Here is a 16,494-nt window from a genome sequence, read left to right as displayed (position 1 = left end):
ACGCCTACGGACACCGGCTCCCCCGTCAGGATCTCAAGAGGTGGAACATGAAATTCGTCGTCATCGGTGGCACCGGACTGATCGGCAGCAAGGTGGTCTCGCGTCTGCGCGATCAGGGCCATGAAGCGCTGGCCGCGGCGCCGTCGACCGGGGTCAACATCCTGACCGGCGAGGGCCTGGACGCCGCGATGGCGGGCGCCGACGTGGTGGTGGACCTGGCCAACTCGCCCTCGTTCGAGGACGCGGCGGTCATGGAGTTCTTCCAGACCGCGGGCCGCAACGTGCTGGCGGCCGAAGCGCGCGCGGGCGTGGGCCATCATCTGGCGCTGTCGGTGGTGGGCACCGAGAAGCTGTCCGCCAGCGGCTACTTCCGCGCCAAGAGCGCGCAGGAGGAATTGATCCGCGCGTCCGGCCTGCCCTACACCATCGTCCACTCCACCCAGTTCTTCGAATTCCTGCCCGGCATCATCCAGTCCGGCAGCGAGGGCGACACCGTGCGCCTGCCGACGGCGTTGATCCAGCCGATCGCGTCGGAAGACGTGGCCGCGGCGGTCGCGCGGCTGGCTTTGCAGGCGCCGGCCAACGGCATCGTCGAGATCGCCGGCCCGGTGCGCGAGCCCTTGTCCGACCTGGCGCAGCGTTTCATGAACATCGTCCAGGACCCGCGCGAGGTAGTCGGCGACGCGCATGCGCGCTACTTCGGCGCCGAATTGCAGAACGACACCCTGGTGCCCGCCGGGCCGGCCTGGCAGGGCGCGCTGAACTTCGAGCACTGGCTGGAACAGTCCGAGTACGCGCGCTACGTCCCGCGCGCCTGAGCGCGCACGCGCAGCCATCGGCCACCGGACCCCGCGTGCGCGCGATCGCGCCACGCGCCCGCGCCGCGGCTGCAAGGCATCGGTCGAACCCGACACGGACATTCGTCGCGCATGAGCCCCTTGCAGCCGCCCCCGCCGAGCTTGTTGGACAAATATGTCGGCGACGAAGCCCTGGCGCTGTACACCGGCCGCGTGCGCGTGACCGGCGGCGAGGCCGCGCATGCGCGCGCCTCGGGCGTGGTGCGCTCGGACGATGGCGCGCTGGATGCGCAGCTGCGCATGCCGGTCGAGCTGGGCGGACCCGGCGGCGGCAGCAATCCCGAGCAACTGCTGGCCGCGGGCTACGCGGCCTGCTTCCACGGCGCGCTCACGCTGCTGGCCACGCGCGCGGGCGTGGAATTGAGGGACGTCGCCGTGGATGCGGCAGTGACCTTCGCGCGCGATCCCGTCGACGGACTGTTCCTGCTGTCGGCCGACATCCGCGTGAGCCTGCCCGGCGTGGAGCGCGCGCTGGCCGCCGAACTGGTGCGCAACACCGAGCGCATCTGCCCCTACGCCAAGATGTTCCGCAACGGCATCGATCACGTGGTGGTGCTGGCCAGCGAGCCCGAAGCCTCGTCGTCCGCCGGTCGCGCGGATGATGCGTGAGCGGCGTGCGTCCGACATCGCGGCCGCACCGGCCGCACGCATCGGCGCGTGATCCACGGGCGCTGCACGCGCTTCGCGCATGGTCGGAGCCGGCTTCGGCGCCTGCGCTAAGGCAGCACCATCAACAGCGTACCGGCGGCCGCCAGTGCGGCGGTCCAGAGGGGGCGCCGCGTGCGCGCACTCAGCAGGGTCGGGAACCTGGCGGCTGCGCGGCAAACGCCGACGGCGATGGTGCCGGTGGTGATCAGCATGGCGGTCATGTGCAGCGCGACTGCGGCCAGGGCCAGGGTCAGCGAACCGGTGGCCGAGATTTCGCGTGCCGGCGTGTCCGACATGCACAGCGGTACCAATGCCGGAACCAGCATCAGTCCGGCGCCGTGCGCCGTGGCCATCAGGCAGGACCACAGCGCCATGCCGGCGTGACCGGCAGGCGCATGGACGCGGACACCGCTGCGGCCGCGCCGGTCTTCGCCCGGCGCGGCGGCACGCAGCCAGCGGTAGCACGCCAGGGCGACGAGCAGGGCGCCCGCGAACGCCTGTACCCGGCCGCGATCGACCAGCACGCCTTGCGCAACCGCGAGCACCACGATCGCCACCGAGGCGGCGTGTCCGATCGCGATGGGCAGCAGCGCAAGGCGTGCCCGGGCGCTGTCGCGCGAGTCCAGGCCCGAGGCGGCGGCGAACATCCAGCCGCTGGTCGGGCTCAGCCCGTGCAGCGCGCCCAGTCCGGCGACCGCCAGCCATGGCCATATGCCGCTCACGATGCGCGCCTGCGAGCGGTCAGGATTGAGACGCGCAACACGCGGCCGCCGCCGGCGCCTTTGTCGGCGCCTCGGACGCGTAGCGATCGTGATGGCGCACCCAGGCCATCGGATAGTCCAGGCCGTCTTCGTCGCGCCCCTTAGGCGTCAGGTCCAGCAGGGCGTAGGTGTGCATCATCGCTTCCACGCCGCGGCCGTAGCGCGAGTAGGTGTGGAAGACCTGGCCCGCATCGTCGCGATAGAACACGCTGATGCCGGGCGCTTCCTCGTGCGGGAAGCGCTGGATCATGTAGTTGTAGTCGGCGTTGCCGTCGGCGACCTCGTCCGCGCTGAAATTGACGCCGAAGTCGCGATTGAAGTCGGTTCCGTACGAGGACACCCACTTGAACCGCCAGCCCATGCGTTCGCGAAAGCGCTGGATATCGGACAGCGGCGCACGCGATACGACCAGCAGCGTCACGTCGCGCTGGGCCAGGTGGAGGTTGGCGCCGTCGTTGTGGTCGGCCATGTAGGAACAGCTCTTGCAGCCTTGCTCCCAACCCGGCGCGAACATGAAGTGCTGCACCAGCAACTGGCGGCGGCCCTCGAACAGATCGGCGAGGCGGCGCGGGCCGTCGGGGGTGTCGAACCGGTAGTCCTTGTCGACGCGCAGCCACGGCAACGCACGGCGTTCGCGCGCGATCCGGTCCTGCAGGCGGGTGAGTTCCTTCTCGTGCGCCAGCAGCGCTTTGCGTGCGGCCAGCCAGGATTCCTTGGACACGACGGGGTGATCGGCGAGGTGGATTTCGGCAAGTGCGGCGTTCATGCGGTGCTCCTGGACCCGGGGGTCGGTGGTGGTGAGCGGGCACGGAATCGGCGGCGTGCGGGCAAGGTGCGCCCGTCTCCGGTCCGTTGGCCGGAGGGAGGGCAGAGCGCTTGCGGGCGCGGCGCGGACCCGACGCTCGGGCGGTCCGCGGGGCGGGGTTTCGGCGACGTCCGCCGATGCTCGGTCGGCCGTGCTGCCGGTGTGGCGCCTGATCCCGATGTCCGATGGCGCCAACGGCGGCGCCGTGGGAGCAATGTACCCAGCGATCGGCGCGGCGGGGAGTAACAGGATTGTCGCGAATACGGCGGGCGGGAATGGTCTCGTTTCGGCCCGTCGCGTGTCCGGCGCGGCGTTAGGGAATCCGGTCCAGGTTGGCGTTCACCCGCAGCAGCAGGGCGGCCAGCTGTTCCTTCTCTTTCGCGCTGAATCCCGCCAATGCCTGCCGGCTGGTGGCGTCCATCACCGCCTTCGCGCGCGGCATCCGTTCGCTGGCGCGATCGGTCAACGAGATCAGGCGGCTGCGCTTGTCGTTCGGATCCGGCACGCGCCGCACCCAGCCGTCGCGCTCCATGCGGTTCAACAGTTGCGCCATGCTGGGTTGCTCGACCTGGGCCAGGCGCGCGAGCTCGGCTTGCGACAGCGCCTCGACCTTCTTCAGGGACACCAGCACCGGCAGTTGCCCGATCGCGAACCCGAGTTCGCGCAGAGGGCCGTCGACGATGCGGGCAAAGGCCCGATTGACCTGACCGATGAGACGCAAAGGATTGTCGGACGGGGCATTGGCGGAGGTCTTGATCATATATAGGTAGCTATGTTTATATATAGGAACCTATCATAATCGAAACGAGCGTTCCCGTGGAGTCGCACCCCAAGATCGCCATCGTTGGCGCCGGTCCCGGCGGACTGACGCTGGCCCGCATCCTGCATTTGCACGGCATCGCCAGCACCGTGTTCGAGCGCGAGACGCATGCGCTGGAGCGGCCGCAGGGCGGTACGCTGGACCTGCACGAAGGCTCCGGCCTTTGGGCGCTGGAACAGGCCGGGCTACTGGAGGCGTTCCAGACCATCGCCCGCCACGAAGACCAGGGCACGCGCCTGCTCGACATGGCCGGGCGGCTGCTGTTCGAAACGCCGGACGCCAGCAGCGGCGACCGCCCCGAAGTCGACCGCACGGCGCTGCGCGCGATGCTGCTCGATGCGGTGCCGCCGGATTGCGTGCGTTGGGCTTGCGGTCTGCGCGAGGTCCGGCCGCGCGAGGACGGGCGCTGGGACCTGGCCTTCGAGCACGGCGGCGAGGGGCCCTACGATCTGGTGGTCGGCGCCGATGGCGCCTGGTCGCGGGTGCGCCCCTGCTTGTCGCCGTACCAGCCGCAGTACAGCGGATTGTGTTTCGTGGAGTTCGGCATCGACGACGTCGATCGCCGTCATCCGGCGCTGTCGCGCTTGGTGGGGCGCGGCAAGATGAGCGTCGAGGGCCGGGGCAAGGCCATCATCGCGCAGCGCAACGGCCACGCGCATATCCGCGCCTACGCGATCTTCCGCGTGCCGGCCGACTGGGCGGGCAAGCGCTACGATTTCGCCGCGCCGGCTTCGGTGCGCGCGGGCCTGATCGGCGAGTTCGACGGTTATGCCGACGCGATTCTGGACCTGATTCGGGCCAGCAACGACAGCTTCGCCGTGCGCCCGATCCATGCGCTGCCGGTGGGCCATCGCTGGGCCAACCGGCGCGGCCTGAGCCTGATCGGCGATGCCGCCCATGTCATGTCGCCGTTCGCCGGCGAAGGCGTGAACAACGCCATGCTCGATGCCGCCGAACTCGCCGGGGCGCTGGTCAAGGGCGCCAGCTGGGCCGATGCCGTGGCCGCTTACGAGCAGCACATGTTCGAGCGTGTGATCGAATCCGCGCAAGCTTCGGCGGAGGGTGCGGCGACCTTCCTGTCGCACGACGGGCAGGCGCTGACCCTGGAGATGTATCGCCACCATAGTGGCGTGGCGGCGATGGCCGACTGAGCGGCGCCGGCGACGGGCGATCGTGGGCTGTCATCCGGTCTGGCCGCGCCCGACCTGAGCCGGCGTCGGGCTGCGATGGTGGCGATATGGGGCGCGACCGTCATTGCGCGCTCCCGCCGCTGCGCGACGCGGTGCCATCGCCTTCGAGGAAGCGGTACGTCCTCTGCTCGTCGTCCAGCACCAGCGCGCGCACGCCGTCGCGCTGGGTCACGGTGAACCGGAATCCGGCGACGCTGGGCGAGATCGATTCGATCACGGTGTCCGCCTCGTCCCGGGTCATCAGCACCTCGGTGCGCCAGCCGCCGAAATCGAACCAGGTACTCGTGCCTTCCATGACGATGCGGATCGAGCCCAGGGTGGGGTGGGAGTACATCGGCGCCAGTCGCCGCAGCGTTGGCGCATCCAGCGGCGCGAGTTCGACGCGATGTTCCTCGCGCTCGCGCCGCAGACGCGCCGGCAACGCATCCAGGGTGGCGGCGGCGCCGCGATCCACGTCGAACAGGAGCTCGATGAAGCGATCGGCGAAGAATCCGCGCACCTGCGCGCCCGCGTCGGCGTTCATCAGCAGCACATAGCCGACGTCGTTTTCCGGTAGCCAGAAGATCTCGGCCTGATAGCCGGCCATGCTGCCGCCGTGCACCACTTGCAGGATGCCGGCCCTGCGGTCGGTTTTCAGGCCCATGCCGTACCACTGGTCCACGCCGCCGCGCGCGACCTGGCCCTTCAGGCGTTCGTGCAGCGCCTGCTCGCCGATGTAGCGGCCGCCCTGCGGCAGGCGTCCGGACGCCAGTTCCATGCGCAGGTAACGGGTGAGATCGTCGATGTTGCTCCAGGCGCCGCCGTCGGGCCGCATCGGGATCGACATCAGGTTGTAGCCCATCGCGGCCACCGCGACCTCGCCGTCGATGGTGGTGCCGTGCGGCGAGGCGAAGTTGCCGCGTTGGGCGAGCGCGAAATCGAAGGTGGTCGCGCGCATGCCGAGCGGATCGAACACCAGTTCCTGCATGGTTCGGTCGTAACCCTCGCCCAAGGGCAGTTCAGGATGAGCGACGTGGGCGCCGAGGTAGCCCGCGGAGACGGCCATCAGGTTGGAGTACTGGTAAAGCTCGCCGATCTCGGCCGTGGGTTTGACGGTAGCCAGCAAGCCGAGCACGTCGTCCGGGTCCAGCTCGTCGCCGGACAGCACCCACTCCATGTCCTGCGCGGGGATGCCGGTGCAGGCGCACAACAGGTTGCGCACGCGGATCCGTTGCGTCAGCGCCGGATCGCCGACCTTGAACGAGGGCAGCAGGCGCGCGGCGGGCGCGTCCCAATCCAGCTTGCCCATGTCGACCAGCTTGGCCAGCATCAGCGAGGTCAAAGGTTTGGTGACCGAGGCGATGAGGAAGCGTGTCGAGGCATCGACTTTGTCCGCGCTGCCGACCTTGCGCACGCCGAGCCCGCCGGCGTACTTCACTTCGTCGTTCTGCACCACGCCCAGGGCCAGGCCTGGGATGCCGAGGCGGCTGCGCGCGTCCTCCAGGAATCGCAGCAGGGTGGCGATGCGGTCGGCGTCGAGTTCGTGCGCCCGCTTGCCCGCCAGCGTGTCGGGCACGTAGGTCTTGGCGCGCAGGCTGGACAGCACGCGCGTGACCTGGGCCTCGCGCCGGCTCATCGATTCCGACGGCAGGTCCATGATCGCGACGATCCAGGTCTCGCCTTCGTGCAGCACCTGCGCGCGCACGACGCGATTCGGATCCTGCGCGCTTTCATAGTCGTAGCTGCGTATCGAGGACCAGCCCGCGCGCAGCGGACGGTCGCGCGCGTCGCGCAGCCGCGGCGCGCCCGCAGGACGATAGTGCCGCCACGCCGATGCCACGGCTTCCTCCGCGGTGTGAGCGACCACGTCCACGAGCGCGATCCGGGCGTCCTCCGTCGGTGTGCGCATCACGATGGCGGGGCCCTGTGCCTGTGCGGTCCAGCCGGCCGGGGTGATGTAGCGCACGCCCGATACGGTGCGGTTCCACGCGTCTTCGCGCAGTACGCCGGCCTGCGTCGACGTGGCCGGGGCGATGCCGTCGAAGGCGGTCGCGGCGCCGGTTTGAAGCAATAGGCAGCCCAGGGCGGCCAGGGGCCACCAGCGGCGTCGTTTCATGTTGGAACCCCTTGTCGGTCTGTGAGCTGGACGTACGGCGGGCGTGGGGAGACGGCGACTGCGGCCGCGGAACCGGGGCCTTAGGGATAGCCCAGCGACTTCTGTGCGGCCAGGAACTTGGCTTGCGCTTGTGCGGTTGCGATACGGAACTTCGACTCGGCGGCCGAATGCATGCGGCCATAGCGCTGGTTCAAGCGGGCGAGACGCGCGTCGCTGTCGGCTTGTGGCGCCGCCTGCGCCAGCGCTTCCAGCTCTTGGCCATACGCATCCATGAGGTTCTGAAGGGTTTGCGTGTAGTCGTCGTGGCTGGCGTAAAGGAACTGCGAGTACTCGGCGTGCAGCGCGGTGAGGGCGTCGGGATCCGTTGCCGCCGCTTCTGCGGCCGCGGAGGAGGGGAGCGCGGGCATCGCGGGGGCCGCGTATGGGGTGCTCTCGGCGATGGGATGCTTCAAGGCGATGCGCGGCGCCGCGATGTCCGCCACCACCCACAGGACGATCAGCGCGGTGGCCACGGATAACAGGGTGCCCTGGCCCGTCCACCGCGAGGGCTGCGGCGACTCGATGATCGCGTCGATGCGTTGATCGAGCGTTCCCAGGGAGGCGGCGGCGCACAGCGCCCGCGCCTGTGCTTGCCGCTTGGTGGGGGCGAGCTGCTCGACCGATGCCAGCAGCGCTTCCGCATAGTCGATCGAGGCGCCGTAGGCTTGCGACGCGCGCAGGTCGCAGGCGATTTCGCGCGCCGAGTCCAAGGCCGCACCCATCCGTCGGACGATGGGGTTCCACCAGAACAGCGCTTCGACCAGGCGCTGCATCAGCAGCACGGGCAGGTCCTTGCGCCGGATGTGCGAGGCCTCGTGCAGCAGCACCGCGCGCAGCGCATCGATCGACAACGAGGCTGCCAACTCGTCCGGCAGGACGATCTTCGGGCGAACGATTCCCAGCGCCGCGGGGCCGAACGAAGGCGAGACGTGGATGTGCGTGCCCGCGGGAATCGCGTGCCGGTAGGCGCGCTCGAGCGCGAGGGAGCGGTGCGACGCAGCCAGGACCCGGCGCGCGCCGATTTGCGCGGCCAGTAGCCGCGCCAGCCCCCACGCGGCGCCCGCCAGCCACAGCGCGACGAGCAATGCCGCCAGCTCGGGCGGGACCGTCATGTCGTCGTGCTGCTCGCGCCGATCGGGATGCGCGAGCGCGGTGGCGGGCGCGGCGGATTCGGTCGCGAGCCGCCAGCTCGGATTCGAGACGGAAACGGTAGTGGAGGCCAGCGCCTGCTTCGCCGGCAAGGGAATCGCGGGGCCGACCACGATCAAGGCGAACGCCAGCAACAGCAGCGCGGCGCGTTTGCCGGGCGCGATCGCGCCGGTCCGGATCGCGATGTACAGCACGGGCGCGACGATGAGGCAGAGCAACAGGTGCTCGACCGCGTAACTGAGCAACCACAATGCCAGGTCCGCCATCATGCTTTGCCCTTGTTCCGCGCCGCGCGGACCTTATCGCGCAGCGCCGCGATCTTGCCGGGGTCGACGTCGTGGTTCTCGATCAGGTGCAGGGCCAGCGCTTCGGGCGAGCCGTCGAACAGCTGCGTCATCAAATGGCTGAGCGCGCGTTCGCGCACGTCGGCCTTGGTCAGGCTGGGGCGATAGATGAAGGCGCGCCCTTCCTGGCGGAACGTCACCAGGTCCTTCTTGTGCAGGATACCGAGCATGGTCAGCACGGTGGTGTAGGCGACGGGCTTCTGCTCGGCCAGGGCATTGGCGACCTCGCGTACCGAGGCTTCGCCCAATTCCCACAGCACCTCCAGGATGGCCTGCTCGGCTTCGGTCACCGATTGGGATGCGGGTCGGGCCATGCGGGGCGTCACTAATTCTTTAGTTGTGGCCAGCCTAGGCGCGGCTGCAGGGGTTGTCAACTATGTAATTAGTCGTGGTCCGGGCCGCCGCGCGTTCGCCGGGGGCGTTAGGACGGACTGCCGAACCGCTCCGCGTACACCTGCGCCACCCAATCCACGAACACGCGCACGCGCGGCGACAACTGGCGGTGCGAGGGATACATCGCCGATACCGGGATGCCGGTGCTGGGCCAGGCGTCCAGCACCTCCACCAGGCGGCCGTCGCGCAGTTCCTCTTCGACGTGATAGCGCGGCAGCTGGATCAGCCCGCAACCGCGCAGCGCGCACGTCACGTAGCTCTCGGCATCGTTCACCGCGATCCAGCCGCCGAGTTCGAACTCGCGCACCTGGCCGTCCACGATCAATTCGAACGGGTAGCGCCGATCCTGGCCGCTGGCGAAGAAGCCGACCGACTGGTGCGAGGACAACTCGTCCGGATGCCGCGGCGTGCCGAAGTACTGCAGGTATTCCGGGCTGGCGCACACCACTTCGGGCATGACCGCGAGCCGCCGCGCCACCAGCGAGGAATCCTTGGGCGTGCCCGCGCGCACGACGCAATCGATGCCTTCGCGTACCAGGTCGACCAGGCGATCGCCGCTGCTGATGGTCAGGTCAATTTGCGGATAGCGGCTGCGGAACTCGTCGATGCGCGGCAGCACGATGCGGGTCGCGTGGGTGCCGTGCAGATCCAGACGCAAGGTGCCGCGCGGATTGCTGGCGATGGTGCGCAAGGAGGATTCGGCGTCGTCCAGGTCGGCGAGCAGATGCACGCAGCGTTCGTAGAAGGCCTGACCGTCCAGGGTCGGCCGCACCTGGCGCGTGGTGCGTTCGAGCAGGCGCGTGCCCAGGCGCGCCTCGAGTTCCTTCATTGCGTAGGTGGCGGTGGCGCGCGGCATGCCGAGCGCGCCAGCGGCACGGGTGAAGCTGCCCAGCTCGACGATGCGGGTGAACAACTGGAAGGAATCGAAACGGTCCATGCCCGGATTGTTATCGATTTTTGAATTCTATTGCCAATTATTGCTGATTTATCCAGCTGGTCTCAACAAGAACAATGCCCCCGTCCCTCGCGTCGCCCGACGCCGAGCCCCACCGGAGCATAGACATGAGCAGCACCGCAGCCCCCACCGAGGCGTCCGTTTCCGCCCCCGCCAGCGCCAAGGTCGCCCTGGTCACCGGCGGCTCGCGCGGCATCGGCCGCGCCATCGCGCAGCGCCTGGCCGCCGACGGTTTCGCCGTCGTCGTCAACTACGCCGGCAACGCCGCCGGCGCCGAGGCCGTCGTACAGGACCTGCGCGCACAGGGCGGCATCGCCATCGCCGTGCAGGGCGACGTGAGCGACGCGCAGGACGTCAGCCGCATGTTCGCCGCCACCTTGGAGGCCTACGGCCGCATCGATGCGGTGGTGAACTGCGCGGGCATCATGCCGATCGCGCCGATCGCCGAGTCCAGCCTGGCCGACTTCGACCGCGTCGTCGCCACCAATCTGCGCGGCAGCTTCCTGGTGCTGGCGAACGCGGCCCGACACCTGGGCGAGGGCGGTCGCATCATCGCCTTCTCCACCAGCGTGATCGCCAAGGCCTTTCCCAACTACGGGCCTTACATCGCCTCCAAGGCCGGCGTGGAAGGGATGGTGCCGGTGCTCGCGAACGAATTGCGCGGGCGCGGCATCACCGTCAACGCGATCGCGCCCGGCCCGGTCGGCACCGAACTGTTCTTCAACGGCAAGACCGACGAGCAGATCGATCGCATCGCCAAGCTCGCGCCGCTGGAGCGTCTGGGCACCCCCGAAGAGATCGCCGCCGCGGTCGCGTTCCTGGCCGGTCCGGACGGCGGCTGGGTCAACGCCCAGGTCCTGCGCGTCAACGGCGGCTACGCCTGACTCCTCGCCGCATCCCCTGCCTCAGTCCCTGTTCGCCACTTCCCGCCGCACGCGTCGTGCGCGCTCTAAATGGAGATTCACCATGCAAGGCCCGACTATGAAAAACGTGATCCTGGTGACCGGCGCTTCCAGCGGTTTCGGCGCGATGTCCGCGCGCGCGCTGGCCCATGCCGGCCACACCGTGTACGCGAGCATGCGCGACAGCGCCGGCCGCAACGCGCCGCAAGTGCAGGCCGTGCGCGACTACGCGCAGCAGCACGGCGTCGATCTGCGCACGGTCGAACTCGACGTGCAGTCGCAGCCCTCGGCCGAGGCCGCGATCGCCCGGATCGTCGCCGAACACGGCCGCATCGATGTGGTGATGCACAACGCCGGGCACATGGTGTTCGGCGCGGCCGAGGCCTTCACGCCCGAGCAGTATGCGCAGGCCTATGACGTCAACGTGCTCGGCGCCCAGCGCGTGAACCGCGCCGCCCTGCCGCAGCTGCGCCGCCAGGGGCGCGGTCTTCTGCTGTGGATCGGCAGCAGCAGCCACCGCGGCGGCACGCCGCCCTACCTGGCGCCGTACTTCGCCGCCAAGGCCGCGATGGACGCGCTGGCGGTGAGCTACGCCAGCGAACTCGCGCGCTGGGGCATCGAGACCGCCATCGTGGTGCCCGGCGCGTTTACCCAGGGCACCAACCATTTCCTCCACGCCGGCAAGCCGGCGGACGAAGCGCGTCAGGCCGAATACGACCACGGCGCGACGCGCGGATTGGCCGAAACCGCGCTCGCGAACCTGGCCGCCTGCGAACCGGCCGATGCGGATCCGGCCAGCGTCGCCGCCGCGGTCGTCGACGTGGTCGCCGCGCCCTATGGCCAGCGCCCGTTCCGCGTGCATGTGGACCCGTCCGACGATGGTTGCGCGGTGGTGGCGGCGGTCGCCGACCGCATCCGCGCGGAGTTCCTGCGCCGCATCGAACTGGCGGACCTGCTGGCGCCGCGCATGGACCAGGAGCAGGCCCATGCGCGCTGAAGGATTCGCACGCCAACTCCAGATGATCGTGGGCGAATCCGTGGTCGCGTCCTCGGCGGCCACTTTCAGCCTGCTGGTGCTGGAGCTGCCAGTGTGGGCGATGTTCGTCGGCTGGATCGCCTACTTCACGCGCGGCCTGAACTGGCGCAACGGTCTGATCAATCTGGGCTGCGTGCTGATCGGTTTGGCGCTGGGCCTGGGCGCGGCGCACTTGCTGGCGCTGATGAATCCGCTGCTCGGTCCGTACGCGATCAGCGTGGCGGTGATGGCGATCACCGTGGTCGCGCTGGCGCTGGCCAAGCTGCCGGTGTTCAACAACGTACTGGGGTTCTTTCTCGGGTTGGTCGCCTACTTCGCCTCGCACCAGCCGCCCACGCCGGCCACGTTCGCGCAGTTGGGCCTGGCCGCGGCCGTCGGCAGCCTGGCCGGATTCCTGGCCCACGCCTGGGCGCACCGCGTCACCACCGCGGCCTCCTCTCATTCCGTCGCCTGAGGCGACGACCACCGCAACGACAGTCAGGAGTACGCCATGCCGTTCGCCAACTACAAGTTCCCGCAAGGGATCCTCGATCACCAACGCAAGGAAGAGCTCATCCATCGCACCACCGCCCTGTTCGTCGAGTACTTCGGCGAAGGCGTGCGCCCTTACTCGATGGTCCTGGTCGAGGAGGTCGCCGACGGCGGCTGGGGTCGCGCCGACGAGACCCTGACGCTGGAGAAGATGGGGTTGTCGCCTCAGCCGTAGCGCCCAAGGCCGAGCCTCGTCGTTCATCAGGAGCCCAGTCCATGACATCCCACCGATCGCATCGTTACCGTGTGCGCGTAACAGCCCTCGGCGAAAGCGAAGCCGAGGTCAGCTTCGAGGTCGAGCAGCACGACGACCTGCTGGCCATCGTTCAGCGCGTACGCGACGGCAGCCCTTATTCCTCGGACGATGCCGGCGCGCTGGCGATCGGCCTGAAATTGTTCAGCGGGGTCATGCTCGCGCATCGCGACGATCCCTTGTTCGCGGACATCCGGCCCGCCGTGCGGGTGCTCATCGGCAACCTGAAGTCGCGGGTGGGCGCGAACGGCGGTGCGCCATGAGCCTCGAGCCTTCCGCTGTCGCGGGCGCCACCTCGGCCGAGTCTGCGACGCGTTACGAGGCTGCGGCGTACGCGTTGCTCAGGCTGGTGTTCGCCATCGTCATCCTCACGCATGGCTTGCCCAAGGCGCTGGGCATCGCGCACGGCTCCATGGCCGATCCCATGGCGGGCTCGATCGGACTGATCGACAAGGTCATGGGACTGCCATTCGCGCCGCAGCTGGCGTTCTTAGTGATGCTGCTGGAGACGGTGGGCGCGCTGGCCTTGGCGCTGGGCTTGCGCACCCGCGCGGTCGCGCTGTTGCTCGCGTTCGAAATGGTCGGCATCAGTCTGGCCCTGGGGCCCACCTGGCCGTGGATAGATCGCGGCATCGAGTACCCCGTGCTGATGCTGTTCCTCTCGCTGTACATGGCGTTCAAGGGCGGCGGGCGCTGGTCGCTGGATCGCAGGCTCGCGCGCGGGCGCTGACGGCGCCGAGCCGCGCGAGCGCAAACAAAAACTGTCGAGTGAACATAGGCCGGCCCGCCGCTTGCGGGCGGGCGGCGGGGCTAGGATGCGCTCAGGCCCGGGTTCGGCCGATCCGTGGGAGGCGTCGATGAGCGTCCGCAAGGCCCGCCTTGTCGCAGCGTGGCACGGCGGCTGGCGAGCAGGCGTATTGGCGATCGGCCTTCTGATGTCGGCCTGCGCCGAACCGCCACGCACGGTGGTCATCATCGGCGGCACCGCCAGCGAAGGGCCGGGCAAGCACGACTACCCGCAGGGCGTGCGCAAGCTGCAGGCGCTGATCGAGGCCACGCCGCAGGCGCGCGCGTCGCTGCGCGTGGTCGCTTATCCCGACGGCTGGCCGCAGGACCCGCGCGCGCTGGACGGCGCCGACACCGTGGTCTGGTACTTCGACGGTCTGGAGCGCCATCCCTTGCGCGATCCGCAACGGCGCCGGCATTTCGAGACGCTGATGCAACGGGGCGTCGGACTGGTCGCCCTGCACCAGGCCTCGACGGTACCGATGGGCGAGGACCTGGGTTTGTCGCGCTGGCTGGGCGGCGCGCGCGAGGGCATGTTCGATCGCAGCACGCAGTGGGCGGAGCTCGTGCCGACCGCCGCCGGCGGAACGTTGAGCCGTGGCGTGGCCGCGTTCGCCTATCGCGACGAGTTCTATCCCACCTTCCGTTTCGCGCCGGGCGGCGGCAAGCGCATACCGGTGCTCAAGACCACGCTGCATCCGCAGTTCCGCGCGGGGCGCCCTGTGATGGAGGACCGCGCCGAGGACGCCACGGTGGCCTGGGCCTTCGAGCGCGAGGGCGGCGGCCGCGGTTTCGTCTACAGCGGCGCGCACTATCTGAGCGCGCTGGAGCAGCCGCAGCTGGCGACCTTGTTGCTCAATGCGATCGCGTGGTCGGCCGGAGCGCAGCTGCCGCGCGATGGGCTGCGGGCGAGCGGCCCGCGCGCCGAGACAGCGTCGGCCGACGTGGTCGCGGCCGCAAGCCCCGAGCGCGCCGGCTTCCATATCGACGCGGCCCGTTCCGGTTGGCGCCGCGACGAGCGCGTGTTGAAGCCGGGCAATGTCGACGAGGCCGGCTTCGGCGAGGTCTGGCAATCGTTGCCGCTGGACGGCGAGGGCGGCCAGCCCGCGCGCCTGTATGCCTCGCCGCTGTATCTGGACCGGCTCACGCTCACCCAGGGGCCGCTGCGCGGGCAAAGCTTCCCGGTGGTGATCGCGGCCAGCAATACGGGTTATGTCTACGCCATCGCCGCGGCCAAGCGCGGCGATATCGCGGCCGGTCGCATTCTGTGGCGCACGCGTCTGGGCGCGCCTTGCCATCTGCAGCCGGCGCCGCTGGACGGTGTTGCCACCGGCATCCTGAGCACGCCGGTGATCGATGCCAGGCGCGGCCGCGTGTACGTGACCCACTGCGATCCCAAGGCGCGCTGGCAGGCCTATGCGCTGGATCTGGGCAGCGGCGCGGTGCAGCCCGGCTGGCCGGTGCGACTGGACGAAGAACGCCTCAACGCCGTCAACGCGAACGCCGGCCCGCGACGGGTGCCGCCGAAGCGGCGCTTCGATTTCCGTGTGCAACGCGGCGCCTTGAACCTGTCGCCCGACGGCGGGCAGCTGTACGTGGTGTTTGGCGAGAGCGAGACCGGTTGGCTGGCGGCGGTGGATACGCGACGGGCCGTGGTGAGCAGCGCGTTCGCGGCGGTGGCGATGCCGCACCGCGGCAGCGGCGGTATCTGGGGCGCGGGCGGGCCCGCGGTCGATGCCGAGGGGCGGGTCTACGTGGTCACCGGCAGCGGCTTCGAGGGGTATCAGGACAGCGCGCATGACTGGACGCAGTCGGCGCTGCAACTGACGCCGCCCGGCGAACGCGGCTTCGTGCTCAGCGGCAGCTACACGCCGTTCAACTATTGCCAAAGCGCGAAGATGGATATCGACCTGGGCTCGGGCGGCGCCGTGCTGTTGCCGGAAGCGGCCTCGGGCGATGCGCGGCGCCTGCTCGCGTTGGGCGGCAAGCAGGGCAATGTCTATCTGCTCGATCGCGACCGCATGCCCGGGCGTCTGGATCGGCGCCCGCCGTGTTCCGACGACGCTGCCGGCGATGCGTCCTTGCTGCCGCCGCAGGCGCAGCCGCAGTTCGGCACGCGCGGGCCCTTGAACGTATTCGGCCCCTATTCCGAGCAGGACGCCGCGCTGGATCTGGCGCGTTCGCGTTCGCTGCCCGCGACCTTCCGCGATCGGCGCGGCACGGACTATCTGTTCGTCACCGGCAACAGCAAGCGCGCGCCGGGCTCGGCGGACAGCGTGCCGCCCTCGCTGGTGCGGGTGCGGGTGGTGCGCGCTGCGGGACGGCCTCCGTTCCTGGCCATCGACCGTCGCGAGACCACGCTGGTGCTGGGCAATCCGGGGTCGCCCGTGGTCACCAGCCTGGGCGCGGACCATGCAATCGTATGGGTGCTGGACGAGAACGCGCCGCGCTCGGCGCTGTTGAGCGGGGCCGGTGCGCCGCGCCCGGTGTTGTATGCCTTGGAGGCCGAGAACCTGCGCCTGCTATGGCGCAGCGCGCCGGGCGAGCTGCACACCAGCGGCAAGTACAACGAGCCGGCGTTCGGCGGCGGCCAGGTGTACGTCGGCACCGACCGCATCCAGGCCTTCGGTTTGGGTGGGCGCCGCATAAGTCGGCCGGCGCCCGTGCCGCCCACGGTCGCGACCGTGGTGCCGTCCGCGCCCTCGAACGCGTTGACGGGTGTGGCCGTCGAGGCGATCTACGGTCAGCGTTGCGCGGCCTGTCACGACCACGCCGTGGGCAACATCCCGCCGCGCGAGGTGATCGCCCGCCATCCGCGCGAGCGCATCGTCTACGCCTTGAGCGAAGGCGCGATGCGCCCGCAAGCGGCAGGCCTCGGCGCGGAACAGATCGCACAGCTGGCGGACTACCTGCGGCGCGGCCGCAAGTAG

The 16,494-nt window shown here is 69.7% G+C and carries 17 protein-coding genes; 10 read left to right on the top strand and 7 right to left on the bottom strand.

Annotated elements, in window-relative coordinates; translation table 11 throughout:
• The first annotated feature begins 47 nt into the window (after positions 1–47).
• Together BMZ45_RS06155 and BMZ45_RS06150 are read left to right on the top strand one after the other, a co-directional pair.
• Positions 48–818, top strand: coding sequence for an SDR family oxidoreductase (locus BMZ45_RS06155; RefSeq protein ID WP_091633664.1), 771 nt, complete (start codon positions 48–50; stop codon positions 816–818).
• A 111-nt stretch (positions 819–929) separates the two neighbouring features.
• Positions 930–1,466: an Ohr family peroxiredoxin gene (locus BMZ45_RS06150; protein WP_091633661.1), complete on the top strand. Its 537-nt coding sequence runs from the start codon at positions 930–932 to the stop codon at positions 1,464–1,466.
• A 107-nt stretch (positions 1,467–1,573) separates the two neighbouring features.
• On the opposite strand, the gene BMZ45_RS06145 is transcribed toward BMZ45_RS06150, so the two are convergent.
• From BMZ45_RS06145 to BMZ45_RS06135, 3 genes are all read right to left on the bottom strand, one after another.
• Positions 1,574–2,227, bottom strand: coding sequence for a hypothetical protein (locus tag BMZ45_RS06145; protein WP_091633658.1), 654 nt, complete (start codon positions 2,225–2,227; stop codon positions 1,574–1,576).
• 19 nt (positions 2,228–2,246) lie between these two features.
• Positions 2,247–3,032, bottom strand: a complete 786-nt coding sequence (locus tag BMZ45_RS06140; protein WP_091633656.1) for a DUF899 domain-containing protein — start codon at positions 3,030–3,032, stop codon at positions 2,247–2,249.
• 352 nt (positions 3,033–3,384) lie between these two features.
• Positions 3,385–3,831 carry a MarR family winged helix-turn-helix transcriptional regulator gene (locus BMZ45_RS06135; RefSeq protein WP_091633653.1) on the bottom strand — a complete coding sequence of 149 codons (447 nt, stop codon included), beginning with the start codon at positions 3,829–3,831 and terminating at the stop codon, positions 3,385–3,387.
• A gap of 56 nt (positions 3,832–3,887) precedes the next feature.
• On the opposite strand from BMZ45_RS06135, the gene BMZ45_RS06130 reads away from it, so the two are divergent.
• Positions 3,888–5,042 (top strand): FAD-dependent oxidoreductase, encoded by a 1,155-nt coding sequence (locus BMZ45_RS06130; RefSeq protein ID WP_091633650.1) that lies wholly within the window; start codon positions 3,888–3,890, stop codon positions 5,040–5,042.
• Positions 5,043–5,142: 100 nt separating this feature from the next.
• On the opposite strand, the gene BMZ45_RS06125 is transcribed toward BMZ45_RS06130, so the two are convergent.
• The 4 genes from BMZ45_RS06125 to BMZ45_RS06110 all read right to left on the bottom strand — a co-directional run bounded on the left by BMZ45_RS06125 (position 5,143) and on the right by BMZ45_RS06110 (position 10,038).
• The gene (locus BMZ45_RS06125) at positions 5,143–7,176 is read right to left on the bottom strand and encodes a serine hydrolase domain-containing protein (RefSeq protein WP_091633645.1); all 2,034 of its coding nucleotides are present in this window, start codon (positions 7,174–7,176) and stop codon (positions 5,143–5,145) included.
• 80 nt (positions 7,177–7,256) lie between these two features.
• On the bottom strand, positions 7,257–8,633 hold the full coding sequence (locus BMZ45_RS06120; protein ID WP_091633642.1) for a M56 family metallopeptidase: 1,377 nt from the start codon (positions 8,631–8,633) through the stop codon (positions 7,257–7,259).
• Positions 8,630–9,022, bottom strand: a complete 393-nt coding sequence (locus BMZ45_RS06115; protein WP_091633640.1) for a BlaI/MecI/CopY family transcriptional regulator — start codon at positions 9,020–9,022, stop codon at positions 8,630–8,632. The genes BMZ45_RS06120 and BMZ45_RS06115 overlap by 4 nt, the downstream gene beginning before the upstream one ends.
• Positions 9,023–9,129: 107 nt before the next feature.
• Positions 9,130–10,038 carry a LysR family transcriptional regulator gene (locus BMZ45_RS06110; protein WP_091633637.1) on the bottom strand — a complete coding sequence of 303 codons (909 nt, stop codon included), beginning with the start codon at positions 10,036–10,038 and terminating at the stop codon, positions 9,130–9,132.
• Positions 10,039–10,163: 125 nt separating this feature from the next.
• On the opposite strand from BMZ45_RS06110, the gene BMZ45_RS06105 reads away from it, so the two are divergent.
• The 7 genes from BMZ45_RS06105 to BMZ45_RS06075 all read left to right on the top strand — a co-directional run bounded on the left by BMZ45_RS06105 (position 10,164) and on the right by BMZ45_RS06075 (position 16,494).
• The gene (locus BMZ45_RS06105) at positions 10,164–10,940 is read left to right on the top strand and encodes an SDR family oxidoreductase (protein ID WP_091633634.1); all 777 of its coding nucleotides are present in this window, start codon (positions 10,164–10,166) and stop codon (positions 10,938–10,940) included.
• Between the two features lie 97 nt (positions 10,941–11,037).
• Positions 11,038–11,955: an SDR family NAD(P)-dependent oxidoreductase gene (locus BMZ45_RS06100; RefSeq protein WP_091633632.1), complete on the top strand. Its 918-nt coding sequence runs from the start codon at positions 11,038–11,040 to the stop codon at positions 11,953–11,955.
• Positions 11,945–12,448: a DUF1097 domain-containing protein gene (locus BMZ45_RS06095; protein WP_091633629.1), complete on the top strand. Its 504-nt coding sequence runs from the start codon at positions 11,945–11,947 to the stop codon at positions 12,446–12,448. The genes BMZ45_RS06100 and BMZ45_RS06095 overlap by 11 nt, the downstream gene beginning before the upstream one ends.
• A gap of 36 nt (positions 12,449–12,484) precedes the next feature.
• Entirely contained in the window at positions 12,485–12,700 is a 216-nt protein-coding gene (locus tag BMZ45_RS06090) for a tautomerase family protein (protein WP_091633626.1), read from the top strand.
• A 41-nt stretch (positions 12,701–12,741) separates the two neighbouring features.
• On the top strand, positions 12,742–13,041 hold the full coding sequence (locus tag BMZ45_RS06085) for a DUF3861 domain-containing protein (RefSeq protein ID WP_091633623.1): 300 nt from the start codon (positions 12,742–12,744) through the stop codon (positions 13,039–13,041).
• Positions 13,038–13,508: a DoxX family protein gene (locus BMZ45_RS06080; protein ID WP_091633621.1), complete on the top strand. Its 471-nt coding sequence runs from the start codon at positions 13,038–13,040 to the stop codon at positions 13,506–13,508. The genes BMZ45_RS06085 and BMZ45_RS06080 overlap by 4 nt, the downstream gene beginning before the upstream one ends.
• A gap of 187 nt (positions 13,509–13,695) precedes the next feature.
• The gene (locus BMZ45_RS06075) at positions 13,696–16,494 is read left to right on the top strand and encodes a ThuA domain-containing protein (protein WP_175488944.1); all 2,799 of its coding nucleotides are present in this window, start codon (positions 13,696–13,698) and stop codon (positions 16,492–16,494) included.

The organism is Lysobacter sp. cf310 (assembly GCF_900114355.1).
In the GTDB taxonomy this organism is placed as follows: domain Bacteria; phylum Pseudomonadota; class Gammaproteobacteria; order Xanthomonadales; family Xanthomonadaceae; genus Lysobacter.
The sequence above is the reverse complement of the archived record's forward strand: the minus strand, read 5'-3'. Positions and strand labels throughout refer to the sequence as shown.